Annotated in this window: 12 protein-coding genes; 7 read left to right on the top strand and 5 right to left on the bottom strand. The window is 64.2% G+C overall.

From position 1 onward, the window contains the following. Positions 1-28: 28 nt before the first annotated feature. Entirely contained in the window at positions 29-1063 is a 1035-nt protein-coding gene (locus R3E49_RS01330; protein WP_371293397.1) for a medium chain dehydrogenase/reductase family protein, read from the bottom strand. A gap of 235 nt (positions 1064-1298) precedes the next feature. Between R3E49_RS01330 and R3E49_RS01325 the strand changes: the two genes are divergently transcribed. From R3E49_RS01325 to R3E49_RS01310, 4 genes are all read left to right on the top strand, one after another. Continuing rightward, positions 1299-2906 carry an FAD-dependent oxidoreductase gene (locus tag R3E49_RS01325; protein WP_371293396.1) on the top strand — a complete coding sequence of 536 codons (1608 nt, stop codon included), beginning with the start codon at positions 1299-1301 and terminating at the stop codon, positions 2904-2906. Positions 2907-2968: 62 nt separating this feature from the next. Beyond that, entirely contained in the window at positions 2969-3352 is a 384-nt protein-coding gene (locus tag R3E49_RS01320; protein ID WP_371293395.1) for a DUF805 domain-containing protein, read from the top strand. A 7-nt stretch (positions 3353-3359) separates the two neighbouring features. Further along, complete coding sequence (locus R3E49_RS01315) at positions 3360-4214, top strand: putative RNA methyltransferase (protein WP_371293394.1); 855 nt, start codon at positions 3360-3362, stop codon at positions 4212-4214. Between the two features lie 98 nt (positions 4215-4312). Next, positions 4313-4711 (top strand): DUF6165 family protein, encoded by a 399-nt coding sequence (locus tag R3E49_RS01310; protein WP_290745616.1) that lies wholly within the window; start codon positions 4313-4315, stop codon positions 4709-4711. Here the strand turns inward: R3E49_RS01310 and R3E49_RS01305 are convergent. Continuing rightward, complete coding sequence (locus R3E49_RS01305; protein WP_371293393.1) at positions 4708-5784, bottom strand: glycosyltransferase family 9 protein; 1077 nt, start codon at positions 5782-5784, stop codon at positions 4708-4710. The genes R3E49_RS01310 and R3E49_RS01305 overlap by 4 nt on opposite strands. Before the next feature lie 129 nt (positions 5785-5913). Between R3E49_RS01305 and R3E49_RS01300 the strand changes: the two genes are divergently transcribed. Together R3E49_RS01300 and R3E49_RS01295 are read left to right on the top strand one after the other, a co-directional pair. Further along, the gene (locus tag R3E49_RS01300) at positions 5914-6645 is read left to right on the top strand and encodes a 3-deoxy-D-manno-octulosonic acid kinase (protein ID WP_371293392.1); all 732 of its coding nucleotides are present in this window, start codon (positions 5914-5916) and stop codon (positions 6643-6645) included. Then, positions 6642-7664, top strand: a complete 1023-nt coding sequence (locus R3E49_RS01295; RefSeq protein WP_290745608.1) for an NAD-dependent epimerase — start codon at positions 6642-6644, stop codon at positions 7662-7664. The genes R3E49_RS01300 and R3E49_RS01295 overlap by 4 nt, the downstream gene beginning before the upstream one ends. Here R3E49_RS01295 and R3E49_RS01290 read toward each other — a convergent pair. Beyond that, the gene (locus R3E49_RS01290; protein WP_371293391.1) at positions 7637-8728 is read right to left on the bottom strand and encodes a glycosyltransferase; all 1092 of its coding nucleotides are present in this window, start codon (positions 8726-8728) and stop codon (positions 7637-7639) included. The two genes, R3E49_RS01295 and R3E49_RS01290, sit on opposite strands and share 28 nt — an antisense overlap. A gap of 126 nt (positions 8729-8854) precedes the next feature. On the opposite strand from R3E49_RS01290, the gene R3E49_RS01285 reads away from it, so the two are divergent. After that, a complete protein-coding gene (locus tag R3E49_RS01285) occupies positions 8855-10870 on the top strand; it encodes a glycosyltransferase (protein WP_371293390.1) in 2016 nt (671 codons plus the stop codon). Here the strand turns inward: R3E49_RS01285 and R3E49_RS01280 are convergent. Together R3E49_RS01280 and R3E49_RS01275 are read right to left on the bottom strand one after the other, a co-directional pair. Next, positions 10855-11931 (bottom strand): CDP-glycerol glycerophosphotransferase family protein, encoded by a 1077-nt coding sequence (locus R3E49_RS01280; protein WP_290745599.1) that lies wholly within the window; start codon positions 11929-11931, stop codon positions 10855-10857. The genes R3E49_RS01285 and R3E49_RS01280 overlap by 16 nt on opposite strands. Before the next feature lie 44 nt (positions 11932-11975). Beyond that, positions 11976-12875, bottom strand: coding sequence for a lysophospholipid acyltransferase family protein (locus R3E49_RS01275; protein WP_290745596.1), 900 nt, complete (start codon positions 12873-12875; stop codon positions 11976-11978). Between the last annotated feature and the right edge of the window lie 43 nt (positions 12876-12918).

Here is a 12918-nt window from a genome sequence, read left to right as displayed (position 1 = left end):
TTATGATGGTTCTGTTGTGGATGCAGGCTCAGGCCTGGCAGTCCAGCACGATCTTGCCGGGCACTGCGCCAGCGCCGATCAGCCGGTGCACCTCGGCCGCGTCGCGCAGTGGCCGTACTTCTGCTACAGCGGGGTGCAGGCGTCCTTCCCCCAGCCACTTCATCAGGGTGGCCACATCGTTGCGGAACTCCTCCGGCAGTTTGCGCCGTCGGCTGAGGATGTTGTAGAAACTGCTCTTGCGCCCGTCCGGACGCAGGCGCCACAGGCCAAGCAGTTTGGCGAACCCCCACAGCAGGCTGGGCACGCTCTCCTCGCCGGTGGTTACCTGCAGCGCGCCAAAGCCCACCAGGCGGCCACCCCTGGCCACGCAGCGGTAAGAGCGCGCCCAGGACTTGCCGCCGATGGTATCAAACACGGCCTGTACGCCCTTGCCCTGGGTGAGGTGGAGGATTTCAGTGACAAAGTCCGTGTTGCGGTAGTCGATGGGCGTGGCGCCGAAGCTCCGCACCAGGTCGTGCTTGCTGCTGGATGCGGTACCGTAGACCGTGAGCTTCAGCTCGCGGGCCAGCTCCAGCAGCGCCGTTCCCACGGCGCCACCGGCTGCGTGTACCAGGATGGGATCGCCCGGTTTCAGGTCGCATTCGCGCGTCAGCATCTGCCAAGCGGTGGTGTAGGACAGCATCATGCATACGGCCTTGAACGGGTCGAGGCCGGCGGGGCAAGGCACCACGCTGCTTGCGTCCACGCACAGGTATTGCGTATAGCCACCGATCGCCGGCATGTCCGCGACGGTGTCACCCACCTGCAGACCGCTGACACCGCTGCCGAGTGCGTCGACGACGCCCACCCAGTCGTAACCGGGAGTAAAGGGCGGCTTGTCCTTCACGTCGACGTACTGACCCTGGCGCACGATGGTGTCGGTGAACCCGGTGCCAGCTGCCAGCACCCTGACCCGAATCTGTCCCGGCCCGGGCTCGGGAAGCGTGTGCTCGGTGACCAGGTGCAGGTTTTCCGGGCCCCCGAATGCGCTGAGCTCAATGCGTTGCCAGTCTTTTGCCGTCATACCTGCCTGTCCTTGCTCGTCCGGTTCCACGTCCTGCGTTGCGCCAGGGCGACGCCTCCGGACGTTGTTGGCAGCAGAGTATGTCTGGGCCTTGCGCCTCTGTCTAATCGCGGTGGTGTGGATGTTTGGTCTGTAGCGTACAGCTGGCGTATGCTGGCTGTGGCACGCGCCTTTCCACACCAGGAAAAGGTGTGCGTTGCCATCACCGAGGGTTCTGTCAGGTCATGAGGTAACCATGTCGCTGCGCCAGACAAATCTCGCCAAACTGGCGGGGCAGGAGTTTGATGTGCTGGTCATCGGCGGCGGCATCAACGGCGCCGTGTCGGCCGCTGCGCTGGCCGGGCGCGGTGTCAACGTGGCCCTGATCGAGGCTGAGGACTTCGCCAGCGGCGTCAGCTCCCAGTCTTCCAATCTCGCCTGGGGTGGCATCAAGTACCTGGAGAGCTACGAATTCCTGCTGGTGAACAAGCTGTGCCGCTCGCGCAACGAACTCATGCGCGCCTACCCCTCCACCGTGAAGGAAATCCGCTTCTTCACCACCATCCAGAAGGGCTTTCGCTGGCCACCGTTCATCATCTTTCTTGGGAGTGTGCTGTACTGGGTGATGGGGCGCTTCAAAACCCGGCCACCGAAATATGTAAGCGCTCGCAAACTTGAGGTTGCAGAGCCGGTGATCGACACGCGGCAGGCAGCGGGTGGCCTGGAGTACTCCGACTGCTATCTCTACGACAACGATGCCCGCTTTGTCTTCGGCTTTGTGCGCAAGGCGCTGGACTATGGCTGTGTCGCGGCCAATTACGTGGCCGCCACGTCCCTGCGCCGTGAAGGCGGGCGCTGGTTGGTGCAGGCACGCGATGCGGTCAGTGGCGAGACCTTTACCATCGCCGCCCGTGCGCTGGTCAATGCGGCAGGGCCCTGGCTGGACGGACTGAACCAGGCCGCCGGCGTGCGGACCAGGCACCACCATGTGTTCTCCAAGGGTATCCACCTGATTGTCGATCGGGTCACCGACAACAAGCGCGTGCTCACCTTCTTTGCCAGCGACGGCCGGCTGTTTTTCCTGATTCCCATGGGGTCGCGGACCTGCGTGGGGACCACGGACACGCGGGTGGAGTCGCCGGAGGTCGGGGTGACCGACGAAGACCGTGATTTCGTGCTTTCGAATGTCAATGCGCTGCTGGATATGGACCCGCCGCTGACCCGCGAAAGCATCATTGCCGAACGCTGTGGTGTGCGGCCGCTGGCGGTCGGGGGTGACGGCGACGGGGCCGACTGGGTACAGCTTTCCCGCAAACATGTGCTGGAAGTGGATCGCGAACGGCAACACGTCAGTATTCTCGGCGGCAAGCTTACGGACTGCCTGAATGTGGGCGACGAGGTGGTCGCGGCGCTGTCCAGGCTGGGTATCGATGTGCCAGAGCCGCGGGCAGCCTGGTATGGCGAGCCACCGCCCGGCGTGCACGAAGAGTATTTGCGTCAGGCGCGGCTGATGCAGCTGGATGAGTTGACCGCACCCACCTCCTCGGAGCCCTTGAGCGAGCGCTTCTGGCGTCGCTACGGGCAGGCGGCCTTTCACCTGCTGGAACGCATCCGCGCCGACCGCAGCTGCGCCCGCCTGTTGATTGGCCGTGCCGAATACACGCGCTGCGAAATGGAGATGACGGCGCAGCGCGAGATGGTGGTGAAACTGGAGGATTTCATGCGCCGACGTTCCAAGATCGAGCTGGTGTTGCGTCGGGAGGAGATTGCCGAAGCGCCCGGGTTGCGCCGTGCAGCGGAAATCCTCTTCGGCGACGAGGCAGAGCAGCGTCTCGCGGAATACCTCGCGGAGAATCTGGTCTAAACTGACTGGGGGCGGACACTGGGTCGCAGGACAGGAATCTGGATAACAGGAAGGGGAATGGGATGAATTGGTATCTCGACGTATTGAAAAACAAGTATGCGATGTTCAACGGGCGGGCGCGTCGCAAGGAATACTGGTTTTTCGTGCTGTTCAACATTCTGGCGAGTATTGCCCTGGGCATCGTCGACACGATCACCGGCACCTTCAACGATGAGATGGGGGTGGGGCTTCTCGGCGGTATTTACTGGTTGGCGGTGCTGATACCCGCGATCGCCGTCGCGGTACGTCGCCTGCACGATACCGGGCGCACAGGCTGGTGGTTGCTGCTGGCCTTTATCCCGGTCATCGGTGGGCTCGTGTTGCTGATCTTCATGGTCTTCGACAGCGAGCCCGGTGACAACCAGTATGGGCCAAACCCCAAGCTGGAGTCCGGCGTGCCTGTGTGAGCACCGCTTGGCGTTGATCACACCCTTCACCGAGCTGATATGCCCCCTGGACAGTCAGCCGCTTGCGGTCAGCGATGGCAGTTGGTGTTGCCCCAGTGGTCACAGCTTTGACATTGCCAGGCGCGGATACGTCAATCTCCTCGCGGTACAGAACAAGCGCTCCCGGGACCCGGGCGACAGTCGGGAGATGGTTGCCGCCCGTGCGCGTTTCCTCAACGCGGGCCACTATGACCCGTTGGCGGCTGCGGTCGCGCGCACTGTGCTGGGATCAATACCACGGGTCGACCCGCTGTGTTGTATTGATGCCGGTTGCGGCGAGGGCTACTACCTGCGCGAACTGGCAAGGGTTGCCGGTGCCAGCCAGCCACTCAGGCTGGGCGGCGTGGATATTTCCAAATGGGCCGTGCAGGAAGCGGCGCGGCAGGATCGGCGCTCAGCCTGGATGGTGGCGAGCAACGCCCGCCTGCCCGTCGCCGGGAGCAGCGTGGACAGGCTGTTGTGCCTGTTTGGCTTTCCTGTCTTTGCCGAGTTCGCTCGTGTGTTGAAGCCGGCCGGTGAGTTGCTGCTTGCGGAGGCGGGTCCGGCGCATTTGCAGGAGCTGCGTGAGGTCATCTACCCCGCACTGAAACAAAAACCCGCGGCAGCGCCCCGCACGCACGCGGGTTTTCAGTTGCTGGCGGAGGAGTCGGTGCGCTTTCAGGTACTGCTGCATGACAGCGCGGCGATCGCCGATTTACTGGCGATGACGCCCCACATGCACCGTGCACCGCCGGCGGGACGGGCAGCGGCCCTCGCGCTGACCTCACTGCAGGTCACCGTGGATGTACGGCTGCGGAGCCTGGTGTCGAACTCAGCGTTTTGAGGTCCTTCGGGGTCGGCAGGACGGCGCGCTTGGCATAGAATAGCGCCATGCACGTTGACCCGGGCCACGTGCCTTTTTCCCCGCAAGCGAGTGTTCATATGACCGATGTTATTACTGTTCCCGTTTCTTTTGGCGAGGTGCTGGACAAGATCACCATTCTGGAAATCAAGTCAGAGCGCATCAGTGACCCCGACAAGAACGCCAATGTGAAAACGGAACTGGACGCCCTGAACGGCATATGGGCGGCTGCTGTGCCGGATGAGTCGGCGATTGCCGAGTTGCGGGCGCAGCTCAAGGCGGTCAATGAAGCGCTCTGGGTAATCGAGGATGACATCCGGGATTGTGAACGCGCCCAGGATTTCGGCGCCACGTTCATCGAGCTGGCGCGCTCGGTGTACTTCACCAACGACAAACGGGCCGCCCTGAAAAAGTCCATCAACCTGGCGCTGGGCTCGCGCTTTGTTGAAGAAAAGTCGTATCAGGACTACACGGCCTAGCGGGGCCTGCCTGACTCTGCGGTCGCCGGTTTCTGCGCCGCCAGCCACTGGTCCAGCTTCCCGGTGGCATCCGCAACCGTCACCAGCTCCATGGCTCCCGGCACCTCCACCTTTGCGCCCCAGCGGGCTTCATCAACGCTCTGCTGGCGGAAGCGGCGCAGTGCATCGGGGTAGCGGTCCACGCACCAGTGCAGCGAGTTGTAGGGGCCGGAACGCTGTGGGTTACTGGCGGCAAACAGTCCCAGCACATCGGTGCCTACGCTGCTGGCGATATGCGCTGGCCCTGTGTCCGGCGCTACCAGCAGGTCGGCACCGGCCAGCAGTGCGGCGAGCTGTTTCAGCGTGTCCTGGCCGCAGATATTCTCGACGGGTTGCTGCATGGCGGCGGCTATGGCCGCGCAGGTTTCCTGCTCATGGGCCGCCGGGCTGCCCACGAGAATGACCTGCATGCCGTGAGTCCCCGCGGCGTAATCGGCGAGCGCAGCGTAATGGCTTACGGGCCAGTTGCGCAGGGCATGGCTGGAGCAGGGGCTGATCACCAGGGTGCGCCGGTCGGCAGCCAGGTGGCGCCGCGCGAAGGCATGGTCCTTCTCGTCCAGCGGGATGTGCCAGCGCGGCGCTGCGGGTTGTAATCCCAGCGGTTGCAGAAAACTGGCCAGGCAATCGCGTACATGTTGCCTGGGCGCCGGCGCGATGCGCCGGTTGATGCACAGGCCGTGCCCGTCCTTGCTGCGCGCACGGTCGTACCCGACCCGCAGGCGTGCCCGCACCAGCAGGGAAACAAGGTTGGCGCGGGCGGCCACCTGCATGTGCAGCAGGGCATCAAAGCGCTGGCCGCGCAGCGTCCTGTACAGGTCGCGGTAGCCGCGCCAGCCGGCGCGCTTGTCGAAGACGATGAACGTCACCCCCGGCAGGTCACCCACCAGGCGCGCTTCGAGCTTGCCGATAATCCAGGTGATACCCACCCCCGGAAGCTGCTCCTGCAGGCTCAAGACGACAGGTATCACATGGGTCACATCGCCCAGGGCTGACAGGCGCAGCAAGCAAATCGATTGAAGTGGCGTTTGTGACATCGCGGGTTCCAGCGGCGGTAGAGCTTGATGCATCATCATTGCTACACTGCATGCATTCTATCCGAGTCTCCCGCCGGGGTCTTTACCGCTGCCGCCGGTGACGGCTCGCACTGAGGACGTTGACGTGCCGTGAGCGGCGTGACAGAGCACATTGTTCCCGGGCATCGCTCCCTGTTGCTGTGCAACCCGGCCGTAGACGGTGTGCAGGCCGCGTGGCTGGAGCCGCAGTTCTGGGGTGAGCGCGCGCGCCCGGTGGCGGTCGGTGGTCGCGGCGGGGCGTTTTTTGTACAGGCTGACGCCGGCGAACTGGTGCTCCGGCAGTATCTGCGCGGCGGTATGATGGCGCGGATCACGCACCGCAGTTACCTGTTTACGGGCTTCAATCGCTGCCGTTCGCTGCGCGAGTTCCGCCTGCTGCAGCGCTTGCGTGACATGCACCTGCCTGTGCCGGAACCTATCGCTGCGCTGGCAGAGCGCGACGGTCTGTTCACCTGTCGCGCGGCCATCCTGTTGCGCCGCATACCCGGGGCGGTGCCGTTGCCGGTGTCCCCTGCAGTGGGGGACCCGGAGCTGTGGCAGCGGCTCGGTGCGCTTTTGGCCAGGTTTCATGCAGCGGGCCTGGACCACGTGGACTTGAACTGCGACAACGTGCTGCATGCCCCTGAGGGCATCTGGTTGATCGATTTTGACCGCTGCAGGCTGCGTCACCCCGCGCAACGCTGGCAGCAGGCCAATCTCGATCGCTTGCAGCGTTCGGTTGCGAAGCGTTGCCATGCGCTCCCGGCAGCGCAGCGGCGTGCACTGTGGTCAGCGTTAATGCAGGGCTATGCTGCCATGAAGCCAGATCAGGAGAGGCAATGAAGGTATTGGTCACCGGCGCAGCCGGCTTTATCGGGTGCGAAACGGCGTTGCAGTTGCTGGCGCAGGGACACGAGGTGGCCGGCATCGACAACCTCAATGACTATTACGACGTCACGCTGAAGCAGGCGCGTCTCGCGCGCCTGCGGGCTCAACCGGGTTTCAGCGAGGCCGTGTTCTGCCTGTCTGATGCGGCCCGGCTGCGGGACTGGTTCAGCCATTTCCGTCCGGACGCTGTCATTCACCTGGCCGCGCAGGCGGGTGTGCGCTACTCACTGACGCACCCCGAGGCCTACCTGACCTCCAACCTGGTGGCGTTCGGCAATATGCTCGAATGTTGCCGGCATTTTCCGGTGGAGCACCTGGTCTACGCCAGTAGCAGCTCCGTTTACGGCAGCAATGCGCGTCAGCCCTTCAGTGTCAGCCACAGCGTGGACCACCCGGTGTCGCTGTACGCCGCCACGAAAAAGGCCAATGAGTTGATGGCGCACTCCTACAGCCATCTCTACCAGTTACCCACGACGGGGCTGCGCTTCTTCACGGTCTATGGCCCCTGGGGTCGTCCAGACATGGCGCCGATGATTTTCTGCCGCAAGATTCTGGCCGGGGAGCCGCTGGAGGTCTTCAACCACGGACAACACCGGCGCGACTTCACCTTTATCGAGGACATCGTCGACGGGATTCTGGGCGTGCTGGCCAGGCCTCCGGCGCCCAACCCCGATTGGGATGCCCTGGCTGCCGATCCTGCCACCTCCAGCGCCCCGTATCGTATTTTCAACATCGGTTGTGAGCGCCCGGTGCATTTGCTGGAGTTCATCGAATTGCTGGAACAGCGCCTGGGGCGCAGGGCGGAGAAGATCATGCTGCCCATGCAACCCGGTGACGTTGCCGAAACCTATGCCGATGTCAGCGCGTTGCGCGAACTGACAGGCTATGCGCCGCGCACAGGAGTTGCCGAGGGCGTGACGCGTTTTGTTGACTGGTATAAAGACTATTACGGGGCAGAGGCCAGCCGCTCCTGATACCAGGCGTAGGTGTTTACCGCGGTCTGCTCGGCATTGAATGCCTCTGCGATGCGGCGCCGCGCATTCTTCGCGCGCTGTGCCGCAGCCGCAGTATCCTGCAGGGCGTCACGGATTGCCGCGCTCAGTGCTGCGGGGCTGCGCTGCGGTACCAGCAGGCCGGTTTCACCGTGCAGCACGAGCTCCCGAGTGCCGCCGGCGTCAGTGGCGACAACGGGGGTGTTCACCGCCATCGCTTCGATGACAACCCGCGGCAGGCCTTCGCCGCTTTCCGAGGCTGACACCAGCAGATCGGCGGCGCTGAGTATCTGTGTGACATCAGTCCGGTAGCCGGTAAAGTGCACGCGCTCGGGGTGCCGGCAGCGGGCGGCGCGCTCGCGCACTCTGGCATTGCTGTCCACAGAGCCGATCAGCAGCAGATGGCTGTTCAACTCGGTGGGTAGTGCGTCAAAGGCATCAAGCAGGGTCAATGCGCCTTTTTTGGCGCTGTTGCGGCTGATGCAGCACAGGGTTATGGCATCCTCAGGCACGCCAAACTCCGTCAGCGCCGCCGGCTCCACGTCATACCAGTCAAGTTCATGACCCTTGTGGATCGTTTTCAGCTTTTCGGGCGGCAGGTGCAACCAGAGCAGGCGCACGGCCAGCAGCGCATCCCGGATGGCATCGGCGACGCACAGGATCCCGTCCAGGCGCGGATTGAGGAAGGTCAGCCAGGCTTCCGGCTTGCCATAGCCGACACCGGTCGTGACGCCCCGGTAGGCGAGCAGGCGGGCGCGGTGCCCGCCTGCGGCGCGCAACATACAGGTCACAGCGCGTGAATTGAACGCATGCACAATGTCGTAGTCGCCGGCGTACACGGTATCCCGGATCAGGGCTGTTGCCTCGCGATCGAAGCGGCCGCGGATTTTCAGGGGAATCACCTCGAGCCCTGCGTCCACCAGCAGGCTGTGATAGCGGCCGGCCGGATTGCTCATGATCGCAAAGCGTTCCATGCGATGGGCGAGCCGAATGAACAGCTCCGTTTCCGGGCGGTCTGCACAGTCTGTGATACAAAGCGCTTTCATCGGGCCGGGTCCTGTCTCGGCGTTGGAATCCGCGGGAACACCTGCGCTATAGTAGCGGCGCGGCTGGCGGCCCCGGTGGGTCGGCGTTCGCCACAGTGGCTACGCAGATCGACGAGAGTATACACAATGATTTCATCGGCACGAGGCCAACAGGTGCTGGCAGGCCTGGCGGTCGCCGGTTTTGCCGGGTCTCTGCTTTATTCCAGCCTGTTGTCCGCCGCCGTCATCCTGCTTGCGCTGGCCGCTGCGCTGCCTGCGTTGCGCCGGGAACTTCACGCCGGCGGGTGGGAACAGCCGCGCGAACTCCGTCTCCTGCATTTTGCCTGCTGGTTCCCGGTGGGGATTTTCCTGCTCTACTGGGCGGCAAGTGGTTTTGATTATCGTGGTCTCAAGGAGCTGGACGGCCCCGCTCGTCTGCTGCTCTTCTGGCCCCTGGTGCTGTCCCTCAGCTGGTCGGGCCTGAGTGCCCGTGGTGTATTTGCCGGCTTTGCGCTGATGGCACTGGGTGCTGCGGTGCACACCGTGGCCAGCCTGCTTTTCGCGGCACCCCCTTCGCCGGGGGAATCCATGCGCGCAGGGCTCTGGCTCAACCCCATTACCCTTGGCAATCTCTCGCTGCTGGCAGCGGCGGTGTTGCTGTCAGCCGCGTTGTACTGGCAGCGCTTGCAGCACAGGGGTTATGCGAGCCTGGCACTGGTGCTGGCGGGTCTCGCGCTGGCGGCTGCACTGCTTACCCAGACTCGGAGCAATGTGCTGGCGCTGCCCGTGTTGCTGGCTGTGCTGTTGCCACAGATGCGCCCACCTCAGCGTGTCCTGGCGGTGCTGGCCGGCCTGGTGTTTCTGACGCTGACCGTGGTTGGCAACGCACGTTTTCTGGAAACCGTGATCAGTCTGCAGGCGGGCGATTTCGACGTGCAGACCGCCTCTCGTCTGGCCATATGGCAGATTGCCTGGGCTGAGTTTGTCGCCCAGCCCTGGTTTGGTGGGGGGCTGAATGCCTATCACGATGCGGTGCGGGCGGCGGCCGCGGCGGGCGCGCTGGACCAGCCGCAATTTGTGCTCAATTGCTGTACCAGCCATGCCCACAACGACCTGTTGCAAAGCCTGGCGACCCGTGGGCTGCTCGGCGGCCTGAGCTGGCTGTTGCTGCTGCTGATTCCACTGCGGGTCTTTGCCCGTCATCTGCGCGCGCCGGAGCCGGCGGTGGCCTTTATCGCCTCAATTGGCGTGCTGCTGCCCGCGGGGTACGCCGTCTTCGGGCTCACCGAAGCCGTGTTCTCGCGCAGCGTGTTCATCACCTTTTACCTGCTCGCGCTGGCGGTCTGTGGCGCGGTACTGGTGACCGAGTTGCGGCGCGCCTGCACGCGCCAGCGCGCTGTAAGCCTGTCGGTAATTGTGATCACCAAGAACGAAGAGGAGCATATCGGCGCCTGCCTTGCCTCCGTGGCCGCAATAGCCGATGAGATCATCGTGGTCGACAGTGGTAGCGCCGACCGGACGGTGGCTATCGCACGCGAATTTACCCCCCACGTGGTCGAGACGGACTGGCCCGGTTTCGGCATCCAGAAACAGCGGGCGCTGGCGCGTGCCAGCGGCGACTGGGTGCTATCGATTGATGCGGACGAGCGGGTGAGTCCCGGGCTGGCGGCGGAGATCAACCACGTGCTGGCGGCGCCGTCTGCGGATGCCTACTGTCTGCCCTGGGCGGTGACCATCTATGGCACCCGGCTGGATTTTGGGCGTAGCGGTCGTGCACCACTACGCCTTTTCCGGCGCGACGGGGTGCGTTTTTCCGATGCCCTGGTGCACGAAAAAATCCTGTTGCCGGCGGACCGCCGCGTGCGCACCTTGCGCGGGCGGCTGGTGCACTTCACCCACCGTGACTTCGGTCATGCGCTGCAGAAGGGCGCCCAGTACGCCTGGCTGGGCGCGCAGGAAAAGCACCGGCAGGGTAAACGGGTGCGCTCGCTGGTCTACCCCACGGCCCGCGGCCTGTTGACGTTCGTGCACGTGTATCTGTTGAGGCTGGGCTTTCTCGACGGGCAGGTGGGCTTTCTGTCAGCCGTCCTATACGCCCAGGTAAGTTTCAACAAATACGCCGGCCTGTGGACCCGGAATCGCCCCCGTTACGGCACTGACTGAGCCGTAGCGGCGAGCGCCTTGCGCAGTCGGCGGCGCATCTTCAGCTTGCGCCACAGGTTCAGTGGTTTGGATTTGGGCGGTGGTCCGGCAGCGAGCGCCTCATCAACCGCATCCAGTACCCTGGCGCTGGCATGTCCATCGGTAAACGCGTGCAGTTCTGTACACAGTGCCCGGGCCGCCTCCAGCAGCGCGGGTGGCCGCTCCAGCGCCTGCGCCAGCGCGGGCTCCACGGCATCCACCTCCTGTACATCCAGCAACCAGGGTCCGGCCATGCGGCTGCGGTAGGTCACCACCGGCCGGTCGAGGAACATGAACTCGAACATGATGGAGGAGGTGTCGCAGAGCATCACATCAGCCTCGGGGAGAATCGGCAGCAGATCCGCGTTGCTCTCCACGAAGCGCAGGTTGGGTCCGCTCATCTCCCGATAGCGCTGGACGATCTCCGGGTCCATTTTCGGGTGCAGGGTCACAATGAAGCGCCACTTGCCGGAGTCTGCCAACCGGGCGATCACACCCTCCAGCGCAGGTGCCGAGGTGATGGCCCGGCTGAAGGTGGAGGCGTAGAACACTACCGGAGGCTCGTCGCTGGCACGCAGGCGCTGCCCGGCAGGCGTGCCCGAGGCGAACAGTGGATCCAGTTTTGGCCAGCCGGTGCGGGCAACGCGGAAGTGCCCATGCTCTGCCGCCAGCGCCGAGAATTTCTGTGTGTCGTTGCTGGCATGCGTGCAATAGAGGTCGAACCAGCCGCGAATGGTGTAATGGTCGCTGGCGTCCTCCGTGGCGTGCCCGCGCTTGTTGCGCGCCAGACCATGGAACACCTCCACCTTGATGCCGGGGAGAAAGTGCGGCACCCAGTCGCCGGGTACAAAGGTAGCCACCGCGGGATAGGCGCGCGCTTCTTCCAGTGTCCGCAGCAGGTGTTCGTCAGCCTGCAACGGCGCAGTGCTGCAGCCCGCAACAAACCAGGCCGCCTCATCGCCGCGGCGACGGATTTCGGCCTGCAGTGGACGCAGGATGGAGTAGGCGTAGGGCTGGTTGACGAAGAACAGGTAGTGGCGCATGCGGGCGTCGTGTCGGGTGGGGTTGGCCAGTTTAGCACACGGCGTCAGGGCGCCTTGCGGTAGGGGTCCGGCTGGCCGGGCGGGCGATGACGAAAGCGTTTGTATTCCCACTGGTACTGCTCGGGTGCCTCGCGCACACAGGCTTCCACCGAGCGATTGAGTGCGCTCGTTGCCACCACGGGATCCGGGTCTGCCATGCCCTCCTCACAACGCCGCACGATCAGGCGAAAGCCACGGCTGTTCGGCAGGCGCTGGCACCAGGTCATCAGGGGCACCGCGCCGGATTTTTGCAGCAGTTTGCTCACCAGTGTCATGGTGCGCACCTCCATGCCGAAAAACGGGGCATAGGCGCTACCGGCGGAACGGGGGCTCTGGTCGGGCAGGATGCCCGAAACCTCGCCTTCGCGCAGCAGCCCGATCAGTCGCGCGAGTCCGCGGCGATCTCCGGGAACATACTCTCCGCCGAAGCGGCCCCGGCACGCGGTCATGTAGTCTTCGAAGCCGGGTAGCGACGGCGGACTGTAGAGTGCAGCCATCCGGTAGCGGGAAGAAAAGTACAGCCCACAGAGCTCCCAGTTCCCGAGATGTGGGGCAAGCAGCAGCAGGCCCTTGCCGCCGGCCCTCGCCTCGGTGAGCAGTTCCTCCCCTTCGATCTCCTGCACCAGTTCCAGGCAGCGCTCCACCGGCCACTCCCAGATCAGCGGAATTTCCAGCGCCACCCGGCCAGTATGCTCGAGGCTCTGCCGCGCCAGGGCCTTGCGCTCGCGCTCGCCGAGCTCGGGGTAGGCGATGGCAAGATTGATCTGCGTCACCCGGCTGGAACGGTTGGGCAAGCGGCTTACGAGGCCGCCCAGCAGGGCACCGAGCCGCTGCGCGCTGGCCAGGCTCAGCCGGGCGAGCAGACGAATCAGTGCGATCAGCAGGGTTGCGCGGGTCAATGCCATAAAGCGTATGCTCAAACAGTGCCAACAGGTTGCAACGCTATCA

Origin of the sequence: Haliea sp. (assembly GCF_041395985.1) — a bacterium.
Taxonomy (GTDB): Bacteria; Pseudomonadota; Gammaproteobacteria; order Pseudomonadales; family Halieaceae; genus Haliea.
Note: the sequence above shows the minus strand (reverse complement) of the source record. Positions and strands in the feature narration are given on the sequence as shown.